General features: G+C 41.8%; 12 protein-coding genes. 6 read left to right on the top strand and 6 right to left on the bottom strand.

Annotated elements, in window-relative coordinates; translation table 11 throughout:
* Positions 1–270: 270 nt before the first annotated feature.
* The 5 genes from Q1V93_RS03360 to Q1V93_RS03340 form a co-directional block, all read right to left on the bottom strand.
* Positions 271–1,497, bottom strand: a complete 1,227-nt coding sequence (locus Q1V93_RS03360; RefSeq protein ID WP_300661443.1) for a serine hydrolase — start codon at positions 1,495–1,497, stop codon at positions 271–273.
* Positions 1,498–1,499: 2 nt separating this feature from the next.
* Complete coding sequence (lipB, locus tag Q1V93_RS03355) at positions 1,500–2,198, bottom strand: lipoyl(octanoyl) transferase LipB (protein WP_300661440.1); 699 nt, start codon at positions 2,196–2,198, stop codon at positions 1,500–1,502.
* A gap of 205 nt (positions 2,199–2,403) precedes the next feature.
* Positions 2,404–4,071, bottom strand: coding sequence for an MBOAT family O-acyltransferase (locus Q1V93_RS03350; protein ID WP_300661437.1), 1,668 nt, complete (start codon positions 4,069–4,071; stop codon positions 2,404–2,406).
* Between the two features lie 18 nt (positions 4,072–4,089).
* Positions 4,090–5,409, bottom strand: coding sequence for a GDSL-type esterase/lipase family protein (locus Q1V93_RS03345; protein ID WP_300661434.1), 1,320 nt, complete (start codon positions 5,407–5,409; stop codon positions 4,090–4,092).
* 35 nt (positions 5,410–5,444) lie between these two features.
* The gene (locus Q1V93_RS03340) at positions 5,445–6,920 is read right to left on the bottom strand and encodes a hypothetical protein (protein WP_300661431.1); all 1,476 of its coding nucleotides are present in this window, start codon (positions 6,918–6,920) and stop codon (positions 5,445–5,447) included.
* Between the two features lie 268 nt (positions 6,921–7,188).
* Between Q1V93_RS03340 and Q1V93_RS03335 the strand changes: the two genes are divergently transcribed.
* Complete coding sequence (locus tag Q1V93_RS03335) at positions 7,189–9,147, top strand: thioredoxin domain-containing protein (RefSeq protein ID WP_300661428.1); 1,959 nt, start codon at positions 7,189–7,191, stop codon at positions 9,145–9,147.
* Positions 9,148–9,274: 127 nt separating this feature from the next.
* On the opposite strand, the gene msrA is transcribed toward Q1V93_RS03335, so the two are convergent.
* Positions 9,275–9,919, bottom strand: coding sequence for a peptide-methionine (S)-S-oxide reductase MsrA (gene msrA / locus Q1V93_RS03330; RefSeq protein ID WP_300661425.1), 645 nt, complete (start codon positions 9,917–9,919; stop codon positions 9,275–9,277).
* 373 nt (positions 9,920–10,292) lie between these two features.
* On the opposite strand from msrA, the gene Q1V93_RS03325 reads away from it, so the two are divergent.
* The 5 genes from Q1V93_RS03325 to Q1V93_RS03305 all read left to right on the top strand — a co-directional run.
* Complete coding sequence (locus tag Q1V93_RS03325) at positions 10,293–12,503, top strand: peptidylprolyl isomerase (protein WP_300661422.1); 2,211 nt, start codon at positions 10,293–10,295, stop codon at positions 12,501–12,503.
* An 89-nt stretch (positions 12,504–12,592) separates the two neighbouring features.
* A complete protein-coding gene (locus Q1V93_RS03320; protein WP_300661419.1) occupies positions 12,593–13,660 on the top strand; it encodes a glycoside hydrolase family 16 protein in 1,068 nt (355 codons plus the stop codon).
* 85 nt (positions 13,661–13,745) lie between these two features.
* Entirely contained in the window at positions 13,746–14,345 is a 600-nt protein-coding gene (locus tag Q1V93_RS03315; protein ID WP_300661417.1) for a hypothetical protein, read from the top strand.
* 36 nt (positions 14,346–14,381) lie between these two features.
* Entirely contained in the window at positions 14,382–15,032 is a 651-nt protein-coding gene (locus Q1V93_RS03310) for a hypothetical protein (RefSeq protein ID WP_300661415.1), read from the top strand.
* Positions 15,033–15,098: 66 nt separating this feature from the next.
* Positions 15,099–15,560: outer membrane beta-barrel protein (locus Q1V93_RS03305; RefSeq protein WP_300661412.1), on the top strand; the 462-nt coding region annotated here is incomplete at its 3' end.

Below are 15,560 nucleotides of genomic sequence, written 5' to 3'. Positions count from 1 at the left end.
CAACTACCGGGCCTTTCAATTCTTCTCGCATGTTTTATCCGATTTTGGACTGCAAAGATAAGCATTTGTACTTATTTTCCCGTAGATGAAAGATAGGTGTTCTATTGAACGATGCGTTTCTATGTTCTCGTGTGGTTTGTTATTCCCGTAAAAGAACGCAGAGCCGCAGATTTATATTCCATGCATTCATTTTTACAACTCACATTAAATCTTCGTATTCTCCCGGTTTTTATGGCCTGTTTTCCAGGTAGTTTATCAGGACCTGAAAGTTCAATGAATAGCCGTAATTTGTCTTCCCATTCGGATATATTCAAAGAGATCAGACGGATGCCCGATTTTTTCACGATTCTCCTGCGTATTTGCCTTTTGGAGAATTTCTTTTTCGATGTCGGGAGCTCTTTTGTGCCCGGTTCTCACAATGATGAGTTGTTCGTCCGGAATAGAAATGATGTACTGACCTTTGATTCCGCGGCAGTAATAAACCGGATGTCCGTTGCTGACGTACGTCCAGATATGTAATCCGTAACGCGTATTCGGAACACCTTCTTCGGTCGACATTTCCGGATTTTTAACCATTTCATCGAAATAAGCGGTAGGAATGACTTGTTTTTCATTCCATTTTCCATGATTTGCCAATACTTTCCCGATACGTGCAAAATCCCTGGTGGTGCTGTACAAACAACAGAACGCCTTTTCATCGCCGTTTTTCTTGTCGAGACTCCAGAATGCATCTGATTCTGCGCCCACCGGTTTCCACAATTTTTCAGAAGCGTATTGCGCCAAATCTTTCCCGGTTGCTTTTTCAATGATGAAGCCTAAAAGCTGCGAATTTCCGCTTTGATAGATGAATGCTTTTCCAGGCTCCCGGATGGCGTGCTGGCGCGTAACCAAACCTCTCAAATCCCACCCGTAATAGGACTCTGCATTTTCAGACAGCGGATTTTTTCCGCTTTCGGTCCAATCCAACCCCGAAGCCATCATCAGCAAATGACGAATGGTGATTTTTTCTTTGCCTTTCCCTGAAAACTCAGGAATGTACTTGCGAACCGGCTCATCGAGACTTTTGATATAACCTTCTTCCTGTGCAATTCCGATCAGCATACTCACGACCGTTTTTGCGGCAGAAAAAGAATTGGAAACCGTTTCCGGATGATGTTCGTCCCAATAGTGTTCGTAGATCACCTCGTTGTTCTTTACGACCAGAAAGGAAGAAGTGCGCCAGGTATCCATGTATTTCAGATCGCTGCTGCTGAGGGTTTCACCTTTCGCCAGTTTGAAACTCCAGGGCTCACCTTTTGCAGGTGCTTTGACCGTTGCGTTGTAGAACTTGTTCAGATCATAGATCGTGGGGGAAGATTCACCTTGCAGATAGGTGAAATAGATTCCTTTGTAGAGATAGAAACGACCGCTCAGAACGATGAAAATGTTGATCGATAAAAAGAGAATTAAGACAAACCACCCGGTTCGTTTTAACCATTTGAGTAGGGAGCGTTTCATGACTATTGTGCGTAAGTGAATCCGAATTGAGAAGCCAGTTTTTCTTTTAAAAGGTCTTTTACCTCTTGCATATCAACCGGTCTTCCAAGTTCCTGTTGCAAGGAAGTTACAGATTTATCTTCAATTCCGCAAGGCACAATGTGAGAAAAATAAGAAAGATTGGAATTGATGTTGAAACCGATTCCGTGCATGGTTACCCAGCGGGAAGATTTCACTCCCATGGCACAAATCTTTCGCGCAGTGGGTTTATCCGTGTCGATCCAAACCCCGGTGAATCCTGCCGAGCGTTCTCCTTTGACTCCGTAATGAGCCAAAACCTGAATCACGGCTTCTTCCAGGTAACGCATGTATTTGTGAATGTCCGTAAAGAAATAATCCAGGTCGAGAATCGGGTAGGCAACCAACTGTCCCGGTCCGTGATAGGTAATATCTCCGCCGCGATTGATCTTGTAGAATTTAGCTTCGTGTTCATCCAATCCGTCCTGGTTCAAGAGCAAATGATCTTCCGTCCCGCTTTTTCCAAGCGTATAAACATGCGGATGTTCGCAGAATAAGAGGTGATTTTGGGTTTCTTCTTCGGTTGTTCCGTTCCGGCGCTCAATTTTCAACGCAATGCTTTGTGCAAATAGCTTTTCCTGGTAATCCCAGGCTTCCTGATAATCAATCAGCCCCAGGTCTTGAAAGTGAACTTCTGGTGACATAGTTTATTTTTTCTCCCTTATTTTTTTAGATGAAATAATTCAAATGTTCATCCTTCGACAAGCTCAGTATGTTTAGTTCAAATGTTCAAATGTTCAAATGTTCAAATGTTCAAATGTTCAAATGTTTTGATTCATTAAAGAACTTTTTCAATTTTTACATTCTCAGTTCATATTGAACTCTTTCAACTCTTTTAACTGCTCTGTTTTAGAACTCCAAATATACGAAAGGTTGAAACGAATCGGAAGCGGCCTGATACAGGATCACGATGAATATAGCAATGATTAACATTTGCAATACCATTGGGGTTTTCACGAAGCTCAAAACCATGAAATCTTTCCATTTTTGTGGCATCCAGTGAATAAAAAAGCCCAAAAGCATGATCAAAAGCGCCGGATAATAGGTATTGGCCAAAGTTTGGAAAGTCTCCCATTCGAAGTCGAAATGATTGAAAATCCGGTCCAGCATATTGTTCGGAGCGCCTTCTGTTTTCAACCGGAACCAGATGCGGGTAAAAGTGATGAAATTAAACGTGATCAGGATCTTCCAGAAATGAACAATCCACCAGGAACTTTTTTCATACGGAGAAACCTTTTTCCAGTGATTGTAGATCACCAATGCCAAACCGTTCATCGCTCCCCAGATCACGAAATTCTCTGAAGCACCGTGCCACAATCCACCCAGAATCATCGTAATCAGTAAGTTCAGATCTCGGTGCATGAATGTTTTTACTTTCGGGCTGATCAGAATCGCAATTCCGTATAAACTCATCAAACCGATATATACGAAAATCAATTCATACCAGCCGGTAATGAAGATCAGGAAGATGAAAATGACAATAATGGCGATGTACGTACCAATGGTTCCTTTTTTGTTTCCTCCAAGCGGAATATACAGGTAATCTTTCAACCAGGAACCTAAGGATTTGTGCCATCTTCTCCAGAAATCGGCTACGCTGTTTGCTTTGTAGGGAGAGTTGAAGTTCGGTAACAACTCAAAACCCATCAGTTTCGAAATCCCGATTGCAATATCGGTATATCCGGAGAAATCACCGTAAATTTGCAAGGAATATCCCCACATCGCAATAACACTCCAATAACCCGGATATTCTCCCGGATTGTCGACCACCATGTTAATGAAATGGGTTGCTACGAAATCTGCCAGCACAATTTTCTTAAACAATCCTTTCATGATCAGGAACACGGATTCTCCGAATTCTTTTTTGGTCAGGTGGAATTTCTGGTAAATCTGTGGAATGAAATCGCGTGCACGGACAATTGGTCCCATCAACACGTGCGGGAAGTAAGTGACATAAAACGAGTAATCCCAAAAATTGCGAACCGGTTGAATTTCTTTCCGGTAAATATCTACGACGTAACTGATGGATTGGAAGGTAAAGAAGCTGACACCGGCCGGCAAAAGAATCGTTGTTTCGAACGTTCCGTCGCCAAAAAATCCATTTCCCCACTGAGCAAAGGTGTTGAAAACCTCGTAATCGGTGTGAAACATTTTATTGAACGACTCGGTGAAAAAGTGGGCATATTTAAAGAATCCCAGGAAAAACAGATTGAAAACTGCGGAAAATGCAATGATCCACTTTCTTCCAAGCGGTTTTTCAACTTTGAAAATCCATTTCCCGAGAAAGAAATTGACTATTACGGAAAGTGCGAGTAATGTGACGAAAAAACCAGAAGTTTTGAAGTACAGAAACAAACTCATTACCGTAATGAACATGCTTCGTACCAATTGGTTTTTATGCAAAAAGCTGAACAGCACCATGAAGACCAGGAAGAAAATCCAGAAATCAAGGCGGTTAAATGCCAGGTCATCTGCTGACATATGTGTAAAGCTAAAAATGCGATGCAACGATTCCATAAAGGGGATTAAAACAGTTTAATTGATGTATTTTCTTTTTTCCATTTGTTCCAGCCATTTTTCAAACGCATCTATAAAAAGATCCGCTTTCAAATGATATCCGGGAGCTGTGAAGTGAACCAGATCGGCCCGCATCAGCCCGTGAGCTTTCCAAATCCGCGATGAACCAAGTTCACCCATGATTCCGTAAAAATCCCAAACCGGACACTGGTATTTCTTCGCCAGTTCAATGATCACTTCGCGTTGACGGGCAACGTTTTTGTTCAGGTATTTTTTCTTGTAACCGGCATCGTTCGGAACAGTCAGCAAAATGGCACAATCCGGATTGGCAGACAATACTTTGAGCATCATGTTTTCCAGGTTCCGTTTGTAGACTTCCGGATCAAAAGAAGTGTAAGGCACATTGGCATCGTTCGTTCCGACGGAAAAAGCAAAGAAATCCGGTGGTGATTCTTTTAGCTGTTCTTCAAAGTTTTTATTGGCAAGGTAGGTGTACAAACCGGCTCCGTTAATTCCGATAGCTGTGTATGAAATTCCGGGAAATGCATTGCTCAGCTGAAAGGCGTGAATCTGCAATTTGTAAGGGCTGTCGATCAGTTTGGTGAACTGAAGATTAAACGTGTCGACAGGATCTGTGAAAACGGTTTCCGTATAGCCCAAAGTTTCGTTTCTGAATTTATTGATGATCAGAATTTCATCCGGTCCGAAGTTCAATTCGTAAGGAAAAACACCCTTGTTGTGATAAACGCGTAGTCGTGTAAATCCGGGTTTTACTTCCGTTTTGTCGTAATTGAAAGAAATCTCCACGATGGAGTCGGATGTTTCCACCATTGCTCCCATCAGCCCGAAATCAATTCCTTCCGGACGGTGAAAATTGACACTCCGGTGGGCCGTCCAGTGATTCCTGGAATGAAATTCGTAATTCCAGGGGTTATTGGTGTGAGCCAGGTCGAAAGGGAAAATCAATCCGCGTTCACCCGGAACGTCAAGCCAATGTGTTTGCAGGTAAGAGCGGATATCGTGTGTGTACACATCTGCCTGCAAGTGAGAACCTCCGATGTGGTAGAAATTGAGCTTGCAATTTTTTTCCGATACCATGTTCCGGAAATCCTGGAACAAATGTTCCCAATTGGGGCTTTGAGCACTGTAAAAATGAAAATTGTTGTTGTCAAACCGGATAAAAGGATACTGGTGCTTCAGATTGGTGTCCAAATGATGAAAATCCGAATAAACGTAAGTGTCAAGTGGTGTTTTATCGCGTATGATTTCCACTTGCGACTGACTGCTGCAGGCAATTAAGGAACTAATTAATACTACGATATAAACACTAAACTTCATCCAATATTTGATTTGAGCAACGAGCATGCCGCTTTTTATTGAGCTCCCTGTTTCCATTTGACATACTCGGCTGCAAGCGCATCGAAAAAGAGTTGCGAGGCAATACTGGCTCCCCGGTTGGTGAAGTGGATGTAATCGTTTCCGGCCAATCCTTTCTCCACCCAGCTCGGCATGGAATTTTCGCCGCCCATCGCACTGAATAAATCCCAGTAACAAGCACCTACTTCTTTGGAAACACGCGTCATTTCGTGAACTAAGAACGGAAGCATTTTATAGGTTACACGTCCGCTGGCGCTTTGCATCGACATATCACTCGGTCCGATGACCATAACGGATGCTGAAGGGCGTAATTTCTTCAAGGTGTGCAACTGGCCTTTGAACTGTTTGACGTAATGTCTCACGGAAGAAGAATCGTTCATATATGGAACGCTGTTTCCTCCGAATTGCATGATCACCATTTCCACATTCAAATCTGCATACATTTTGGATGCAATATGCTGGTCGATTTTCCCGAAGAACGTTCCGCTGGAACCGCGCATTCCGATATTGTCAACAAATACTCCGTAATCGCTTTCCAAAGAGAACCCGATGATTGTAGGGCTTACAGATGCTGAAAATTCATAGCGCAATTTGCTTGGAGTGGAAGGAAATTCGAGGGAAAGCATGTGATATTTTCCGTCGTTTTCCAGGCTGTCTTCATGAATCAGACTGGTTCCGTTGTACACCTTGATCTTACATGGTTTAAAACAACTGGTGTAGAACATTTTTGCATGATTGTACTCTCTTGCACGGGAATAAGCTGTTTTTGTAGGTTCGATTTCGATATAAGCTTCTTTGATACTGGTTGAAACAGCCATTTGAGCACTGTCCATTTCAGGAGTAAAGCGTGCTGCGGTGTTCATTGATCCGTATTTACGCGATTTCAGACTGGCACCACCGAAAGCAGTGTATCGCGTGAAATTGGGAGAACAGGTTTGCTTGAAAGTAATGGTGTTGTATTCGTTTTTGGCAGGAATTGTTCCCGGTCCGAATCCACCGAACTGGGTTTGCAAACGCTGACGGATGTAGGATGTCATACGGTCGCCCTCAATTTGCGAATCACCGTAATGAAGAACACGTACTTTTTTTCCTTTGGAAACACCTTCCAGTTTTTCGAAGAAATCGTGCAGCGCTGCAAGGCCATTGTCGTTGAACTGAATGCTGGTTGCAGCCTCAGCGGATAGCGTTCCTCCGGCTGGCGCGCCCATTTTCCCATCCGATTCGAACGTGTTTTTGATCGTTGTATCGGCAGACATGCCTTCAATATTCACGGTGTCGACCTGAACAATATTGGTAATGTCTTTTTTCTCTACCGGTTTTGGCGGAGTAAAGGCATCGTTAAAACTGAGGAACCGGACATCCATTCCGAACAGATCTATTTTGTCTCCATTGACTAAAAAGCTGATTCCGGTCAACAGAACTAAGATTCCGGCAAGATAAATAAGTACATGAAATGGTTGCAGCTGTTTCACCTTTCTTAAAATTGAGCTACAAAATTAATCCAAATTAGAAATAGACAATTGTTTGTTTATTATCCGCACTTATTCGGGGATTATTTGATGAGGTTTGGGAGGGGATTGAATTCTTCTGATGATGGTTTTGAAAAAACAATTTTATAAATTTATAAAATTATGTGGAATCCCCATTTTTAGAGGGATAGAAGGAGAAGTGATACTTTGAATAAGCCCCGTCTTACATCTTCCCAAAACACTATTCTTCCACTATTCGTACTTTTAGATCATGGAACAATACACAAACGAACTCATTCACGAAAGTAGTCTCTACCTGCAGCAGCATGCACATAATCCCGTAAACTGGGTTTCCTGGTCGAAAGAAGCTTTTGAACGTGCGGAGAAAGAAAACAAACTGGTTTTGGTTTCAGTCGGTTATTCGGCATGTCATTGGTGCCACGTCATGGAGCACGAATGTTTCGAAGATGAAGAAGTGGCAGCCTTGATGAATAAGCATTTCGTTTGTATTAAAGTTGACAGGGAAGAACGACCGGATGTGGATCAGGTATATATGACGGCGGTTCAGCTCATGACACAGCGTGGAGGATGGCCGTTGAATTGTTTCACGATCCCGAATGGAAAACCGATTTATGGTGGAACCTATTTTCCGAAAGAACAATGGATGCACATACTTCGTTCGTTAGAACACACCTATCGGACGGAACCTCAAAAAGTGCTTGAATATGCCGAAGAGTTGAGCGATGGCGTTCAACAATCGGACTTAATTGCAGCGGCAGAACCGGTAAAGCCATTTCCCGAAGAAAAATTGTGGGAATTGGTTCGCAGATGGCAGCAACGAATGGATATGGTAGAAGGCGGACCAACTTCCGCACCGAAATTCCCGCTTCCCAGCAACCTGGAATTTCTGCTTCATTACGGAACGTTTGAGAAAAATCCTTCTGTTTTAGAATATGTCAATCTGACGCTTCGTAAAATGGCATTGGGAGGAATTTACGATCAGCTTGGCGGTGGATTTTCGCGTTATTCAGTTGATTTATTGTGGAAAATCCCGCATTTCGAAAAGATGTTGTACGATAACGGACAATTACTATCCGTTTACGCCCAGACGTATCAAAAGACGAAATTACCGGAGTACAAACGCGTTTTGGATCAGACTTTGGGTTGGCTTGAGCGGGAAATGCTCAGCGAAGAAGGAGGTTTGTTTGCAGCACAGGATGCGGATTCGGAAGGAGTAGAAGGGAAGTATTACGTTTGGACACCCGAAGAAATTGAAAGCGCGTTGGGCGAGAATGCTTCCTGGTTCGGGTCTTTATACAATCCCGGAAACAAAGGATATTGGGAACATCAGCAGTGGGTGTTGCTCAGAAATGAAACCTGGGAAGAATTCTGTGAGAAGAATCAAGCAATTAACAATGCGAAAATCCAGGATCAACTGGATACGTTGCTGCATCTCCGCAAAAAACGAATCGCGCCGGTTACGGATACCAAATGTTTAACAGCCTGGAATGCGTTAACGGTCACTGGTTTGGTGGAAGCATTCAAAGCAACCGAAGATCACAGTTATTTGAAATTGGCGATCCAAATTGCGCGCTGGCTCAAAACGTATCAAACCGGTAGTGATTTCCAACTGTGGCATACCCGGCAGAACGGAAAATCATTTATCGAAGGATTTTTGGATGATTATGCCACAACGATTCAGGCCTTTCTAAATCTGTATCAGATAACCGGAAATAAAGAAGATCTGAATTTTGCGGAAGAATTATGTTCTTATACCATAAAACACTTCTTTGACCCGCAATCCGGAATGTTCTATTTCACTTCAGATAATCACGATCTGATTGCGCGTAAAATGGAAATCAACGACAATGTGATTCCTTCTACGAACAGCATCATGGCAAATAACCTGTTGACGCTTTCATTGTTGGCCGACAAGCTGGATTACGAAGAAAAGGCAAAACAAATGCTTCAGAACGTGATTGATGGAATGGAGCAATATGGTTCCGGTTATTCCAATTGGGCACTTTTGTTACTGCGTTTTCAGAAAGAAGTTCGCTTGCTGACCATTCCGAAATCAGAAGAATGGAACCTGTTCCGCAAACAGAGTTCGGCGTTCCTGTTGGTTCATTACACGGAAGATACGGAAGCAACTGTTTGTGCTGCCGGCCTGTGTTCTATTCCGATGGTGCATGTACGGGAAGTGGAAGATTATTTGGAGAACCTGGATTGATTTCAGGAATTCTTCAAAATAAACCACATAGGTAAATAGAACACATAGCGATACATCCAGTTGAAAATAATTACAACAAGCAGGGCAAGTTAAAAACTATGTGATCTATGTTTCTATGTGGTTCAAACTATTTCTTTTCCTTCAACATCTCCGGGGCTTTGATCTTAAATTGCTCCAGTCTTGGTTGAGAAACTGCCTTCACATATCCGTTATTCGGATTCCGGCATTCGAAATTCTGATGGTATTCTTCTGCCTTGTAAAATGCGGTGAACCGGGAAACTTCCGTGGTGATCGTAGGGAATTTTTTCTCATCAAGTAATTGCTTGATATATGCTTTTGCATGCTCGCGCTCGTAATCATTTTGGTAGAAAATAGCAGAACGGTATTGCGTTCCCATGTCTGGCCCTTGTTTATTCAAGGTAGTCGGATCGTGTGATTCATAGAAAACTTTCAACAAATCATCGTAGGAAACAATCGAGGAATCGTAATAAATCTTCACTGTTTCCGCATGACCGGTTGTTCCCGTACACACATCTTCATAACTGGGATTTACGACATGTCCGCCGGAATATCCGCTTTCCACTTCCACAACCCCCTTCACCGATTCGTAAATGGCTTCAACGCACCAAAAACAACCGCTGCCGAAATAAGCAACCTGGTACTTACTTAGTTCATCCGGACTTTTGCTTTTCTTTTTCGTAACCTGATTTTTTTGTGCGCAGGAACTCAAAGAAAGCAGCGCAATCATTAAAAAAGACGTGATTTGTTTCATAGTACAAATTTTTAAAAAGGTACGAAGAAACACCCCTTTCGGATTCCGGTTTACCTGATTTTTAACTTTTTTTGACCTGGAAGTTCAACATGTTCAAATCCGATAGCTGTCGGAATCAAAAGGTTCAAGTGTTCAGGAAGAGAAGATTTAAAAACAGATAATTCAATTCTTGAACTTTTGAACTCCCAGAACGTTTAGACCCGTTACATTTTTTGAATAATCTAAAAACTTTTATTGAGTTTGGAAATGGTGATTACTTGTTTTTTGAAGACAAGTCAGGCAAATAATTGATGCTTAAACAACAAAAAAAAGCTGAAAGGTTTAAAAAGTCGGCTCAACTGATTATATTCGCACCCTTAAAAGAAATTATAGAATGGCAATCATTGGTAAAATCAGAGACCAGCGCTACCTCCTGGTAGGGATCACAGGTTTGGCTCTTTTAGTTTTTATTCTTACTGGATTATTTGACAAACTGGGAACGTCTACTGACAGAGGAACCTTAGGTACGATCGACGGAGAAGCTGTTGATACGGCAGTTTATAATTCCAAGTTGCGACAATTTGAAATGTCGGACAGACAACAGTTTCAGCAACAACAACGTGAGTATACAGACAAAGATGCGGAGCAATCAGCTGATAAAGCCTGGTCTGCTGCAGTGGATGAAATTGTCTTGAAACGTGAGTTCGATGCATTGGGATTGGCTGTTTCTGAAAAAGAATTTACAGCTTTCTTGTACGGAGAAGAAGGATTTTCCTTGTTACCTGAAATCCAACAAGCATTTACTGATCCGAATACAGGACAGTTCAATGCTGCTCAATTGGATAAGTATATTCAAGACCAGGAAAAATCTACAGATCCGAATGCAATCGAAGGGTGGAAGCGAACAAAAGAAATTATCCGCAGCCAGCGTATGCAGGAAAAATATTTCCAATACCTTGGACAAGGAGCTTATGTTACCAAGTTAGAAGCGAAAAACGACTATTTGGCGAAAAGCGAATCGAAATCAATTTCGTTTGTAATGGGTGCTTACCGCGACATTACAGATGAGCAGATGAAGGTTTCCGATAAAGAAGTTCGTGCGTTCTACGATAAAAACAAAGACAAGGCGAAATACCAGGTAATGGCAGGTCGCGATGTGAAATACTTCGATGTAACGATTCAGCCTTCCAAATCAGATTCAGCTGCATTCAGAAAAGAATTGGCGGATATCAAAAAAGGATTTGCTGCTTCAACAAACGATTCGATTTTCATTTTGCAAAATTCCGAATTGCCGAGAATGTATGCTTCAGGTCACATGATGACTTTCCGCCCGGAAGGTGATGCAAAAGCACGTGAAGGATTGACTTACCCTGCAGGAATGGATACTGTTTTCAAAACAGCTTCCATCGGTCAGTTGGTAGGACCATACGATGACAAAGGAAAAACGCGTATCGCAAAAGTGTTGGATTTCAACACAACAGTTTGTAAAGTACGCCACATCCTGATCGCTGCTCAAAAAGGAGATACGAAGAAAATTGCATCTGCGAAGAAATTGTCCGACAGTTTGGTGAAAGTCGTGAATAAGACAAACTTCGAAGAGTTCGTAAAGAAATATTCAGAAGATCCGGGATCGAAAGATAAAGGTGGAGTATATGAAGACTTCATGGACTACGAAATGGTGACTCCGTTCTCAAAATTTGCTACGGATAAGCCGGTTGGAACAATCGGAGTGGTTCAAACAGATTTCGGATTCCACATCATCGAAGTATTGGACAGAAAGAACGATGTGAAATTCCCTGTTTTGGCAGTAGTTGAAAAAACATTGTTGGCTTCTCCGGATACAAAATTGTCTTTGAAAGATAAAGCTTACGTGTTGTTGACTAAGATCGACAGAGAGCTTTCCAAGAAATCAGATATTACAGATAAAATCATCTTGTTCGACACCATTGCGCGCAGAGAAGGATATTACTCCAGACCGGTTCGTATGTTTGATGAGTCTCCGAAAGTTCAGGGATTCACAACGAAAATGGCAGCACAATCCATTTTGGAATTGGCTTACAAAGATGAAGCGAAAGTTGGAGACTTGTGTTCTTCACCGATCCAGGATGACAACCGATTGATCATTGCAATCGTATCTTCAATCCGCGAAAAAGGAGCTCCTGAATTGGTAGACGTTTACGAAAGAATGAGAACAGATGCATTGAACGAAAAGAAAGCAAATTCGATCGTGAAGAAAATCGGATCTGTAACGAACCTGGAAGTATTGGCTAAGAAACTGAAAACAGACGTGAAACAAGCTGAGTTGACATTTGCATCACCAAGTATTCAGGGTGGTGGATATGAGCCGGAAGTAGTAGGAGCATTGTTCTCAGGAAAATTGAAAGACAAAGCTTCTTCAAAAGCAATGATCGGTCAATCCGGAGTGTATGTGGTTCGTTTGAACAAAACAGTGAAAGCACCGGCTACAACCACTTACGATGCAGAGAAAATGCAAATGCTTAGCCAGATCAAATCATCTATGGCAAACTCTGCAAGACAAGCGTTGCAAAAGAAATTGAACGTGATGGATAACAGAGCATTGTTGGAAATCGGAATTGTTCGCTAAGAGATATTCAAGATAAACTGAAAAAGGGAGTGATTTTTGTCACTCCCTTTTTTGTATTTTCACCGAAGCATATTTCAAAATTGATCTTCATGAAACCCGTTTTAATTCTTTTTGTAACCATTTTAGCATTCGCACCGAGTTCATTTTCTCAGAAAAAGGACAAGGAAGTAAAAACAAAAAAAGTTGATGGCGGGATTTACGGACCTTTACTCCATAAAACAGATTTTCCCGATTGCGATTATGCTCCCTGGCTCCTCGATTTTGAAGATTCCTTTGACGGGAAAGAACTGAGTACGGCCAATTGGAAAATTCCGTACCAGGGAATTTTGGCAGGATTTGATTTCGCCAGTGGCGGTTCGAAACAATGGTATGCAAACAGCGGAAGCACGCCGGCTTTGCCCGTTTCAAAGAATATCCGGTTGGAAGACGGAACCCTGAAACTGATTGCAGTGAAAGAACCGAAACCGATTGTGGGTTCTTATGTCACCGATTGGTCGAAAAATCCTCCGAAACGCGATACATCCAGCTTTGATTACTCTTCCGGATGGATCGAATCGGAAAAACAGTTCGGATATGGTTATTACGAAGCCCGTTGCAAATTGCCGAAAGGAAAAGGAATGTGGCCGGCTTTCTGGTTGTTCTCAGGTAAAGACGGTTATGCTTTGGAGATAGATATTTTTGAATTCTGGAATGAAAACAATTGCCTGGGAGCTTACGATCCCAAAAGATTGTCGAAGAATCCGCACTGGAATATTCACTCGAACAAAGTACAAACGCCACGCGATATTACATGCCCGAATGATTTATATAAACCCTGTCAAAGCTGGCCCGAAGAAGGATTGGATGAAGGTTTTCATGTGTACGCCCTTGAATGGGATTTCTATAAAATGATTTGGTACATCGACGGGGAAAAAGTGCGCACAACCTATCATTTCATCACTAAAAAGGGCGAACCGGTCGACTGCAAATCCAAAGTGAAGAATCCCCGGGAAATGCTCGAAGCTTATTTCTGGCCGGATACACAAACCATGGATGTGCGCTTCAACTTAGGCGTTCAGTACAACAACGGAGGCGAACCGGATAAAGATTCGGTCTTCCCGATGGCGTTTGAAATTGATTATTTCCGCTTTTACAAACAAGTTCCGAAGGGGAGGTAAATTCCCTCTGCGCTCTCTTTTTCTTTGCGTTTTTTATGAACGCTAAGAAGCAAAGGGCGCAAAGTAGTAACCACATGAAATAAAAATGATTCAACGAGTAATTTGTCTTTGGCTTTTTCTGTTTTGTATTGCTAACGCAACAGCTCAGAACGGAGATTCCCCTCCAAAACCAAGAATTCAGTTTTGTTCGAAGAACGAATTCGGTGTTTCTATGGGAATGGGCACGATCAAAGGCATGGATGATTTTGATTACCGAAATAAGGAATCTGTTTTAGAACTCTCAAGTTCCAACGGAATCCGTTATGGACGGTTGTTTGTTGGTGCTGGAATCGGAGTAAGAAAATGGGGGAATGATTATTTGCTTCCGCTCTTCTTTACGTCATCACTGAATTTATGGAATGGGAAAAACTCCTTGTTTCTTCACCTGGATGTTGGGAATCAGTTTGGAAACCGGAAACCCAATTTTTTCGGAGATAAAGAAACCGGGAACTTTTTCATTGCTTATGGTTTGGGGTATGATTTCTCAGTTACAGAACACATGAAGTTGTATCTGAAAGCGAGTGTTAGTCATCAACATGCCAAAGCACTTGGTCCGTATTCCGGATTGGGTCCTTATCAAGGGTTGGAATCATATGATTTGAAATATTTGTTCTTTAAGATCAGTGTAGGGGTGAGAATTAATTGATTTTTTGATACATTTAGTTAGTAATTCACCTTTGTCATGAAAATCTGTTTAACCCTCTTTTTACTGTTTTTTAGTTTATTGTTGTGGGCTCAGGATGATCTTGAAAAAGAACCGTCTTTGAAAAACGTCTTCAATGAGTTTCACATTTCAGTGAATCACGGAATTCCGTTTTCTCCCGGAATACGAACATTTTTCGGCGCAGGAATGGGAGCAAATCATGTATTCCGGGAGGAGAAAATTGTAGGTGCGAGAACGGGATTGGAGTTGGACTTTCTTCATTTTTGGGAAAAGGATGCGGGCCCTCCGGAAAGCGATCAGGTTAAAAATAATCAGCATTTTTATTTTACAACAATCAGTATTCCGGCCAATTTGCAACTCAATTTTGGAAGAAATGTCCGTTTTTCATTTGAATTAGGTGCGAGACTTGGAATTGTTGCTTATATGATCTATACTGCAGATGTGCTCCATACAGGGCCCTCATATGACCCTTATGGAACGTTTGAATATGAAAGAACGAGCAACGTTTTGAGTTCCGGATTTGTTGGGTTGAATTCAGGAATAGGAGCAAGAATCCCCCTGAATAAAAAAATGGATCTTCTCATTCGACCTACGATACAGATAAATGGATATTCTGTAGATATGGTGAAGTTATATGGACAGCTTCAAGTTGGAATCCATCTAAAGTAAAAGATTAAACCCACGACGAATCCAACCTTTCTGTTTTCCGTCATCTCTTACTAAAACCATCGATCAATGAAAGCTATAGCAATCTTCTTTTTATTCGTATTCAGTTGGATCTATTCAACAAGTTGTGCCCAACAGAAAATCCCTGTTTTTGAATTACACGGCTCTGTAAACCATCCTTTAGGAGGAACCAGAACGTTTTATGGTGGTGGTTTTGGTGCCAATCTTGTTTTTATGGATGAACGGAAACTGAGTTTCAAAACCGGTTTTGAAACCAATTTTTTTCACACCTGGAATAAAAGCGCATATGTCGGTCATATGGCAAGCTCTAGCAATGTACATTATAAATTCTGGAATCTTTCCATTCCACTGATGTTTCGTTTGAATGTGGGGAAAAGTGTCAAATTCTTCCTGGAAGCCGGAGGGTATTTGGGCATTCCCTTGGTGGGAACTTCTACCTCAAAGTACAGCACTTATGGGACATCTCCTCAAAATCCCGGTACGAGTAAAATAAGAACAGAAAAATTTGAA

Origin of the sequence: Fluviicola sp. (genome assembly GCF_030151805.1) — a bacterium.
Taxonomy (GTDB): Bacteria; Bacteroidota; Bacteroidia; order Flavobacteriales_D; family Crocinitomicaceae; genus Fluviicola.
The sequence above is the reverse complement of the archived record's forward strand: the minus strand, read 5'-3'. Positions and strand labels throughout refer to the sequence as shown.

Bases quoted from the DNA above. Each gene is read 5' to 3' on its own strand.
- Q1V93_RS03360 (WP_300661443.1), bottom strand. From the start codon at position 1,497: ATGAAACGCTCCCTACTCAAATGGTTAAAACGAACCGGGTGGTTTGTC.
- lipB (WP_300661440.1), bottom strand. From the start codon at position 2,198: ATGTCACCAGAAGTTCACTTTCAAGACCTGGGGCTGATTGATTATCAG.
- Q1V93_RS03350 (WP_300661437.1), bottom strand. From the start codon at position 4,071: ATGGAATCGTTGCATCGCATTTTTAGCTTTACACATATGTCAGCAGAT.
- Q1V93_RS03345 (WP_300661434.1), bottom strand. From the start codon at position 5,409: ATGAAGTTTAGTGTTTATATCGTAGTATTAATTAGTTCCTTAATTGCC.
- Q1V93_RS03335 (WP_300661428.1), top strand. From the start codon at position 7,189: ATGGAACAATACACAAACGAACTCATTCACGAAAGTAGTCTCTACCTG.
- msrA (WP_300661425.1), bottom strand. From the start codon at position 9,919: ATGAAACAAATCACGTCTTTTTTAATGATTGCGCTGCTTTCTTTGAGT.
- Q1V93_RS03325 (WP_300661422.1), top strand. From the start codon at position 10,293: ATGGCAATCATTGGTAAAATCAGAGACCAGCGCTACCTCCTGGTAGGG.
- Q1V93_RS03320 (WP_300661419.1), top strand. From the start codon at position 12,593: ATGAAACCCGTTTTAATTCTTTTTGTAACCATTTTAGCATTCGCACCG.
- Q1V93_RS03315 (WP_300661417.1), top strand. From the start codon at position 13,746: ATGATTCAACGAGTAATTTGTCTTTGGCTTTTTCTGTTTTGTATTGCT.
- Q1V93_RS03310 (WP_300661415.1), top strand. From the start codon at position 14,382: ATGAAAATCTGTTTAACCCTCTTTTTACTGTTTTTTAGTTTATTGTTG.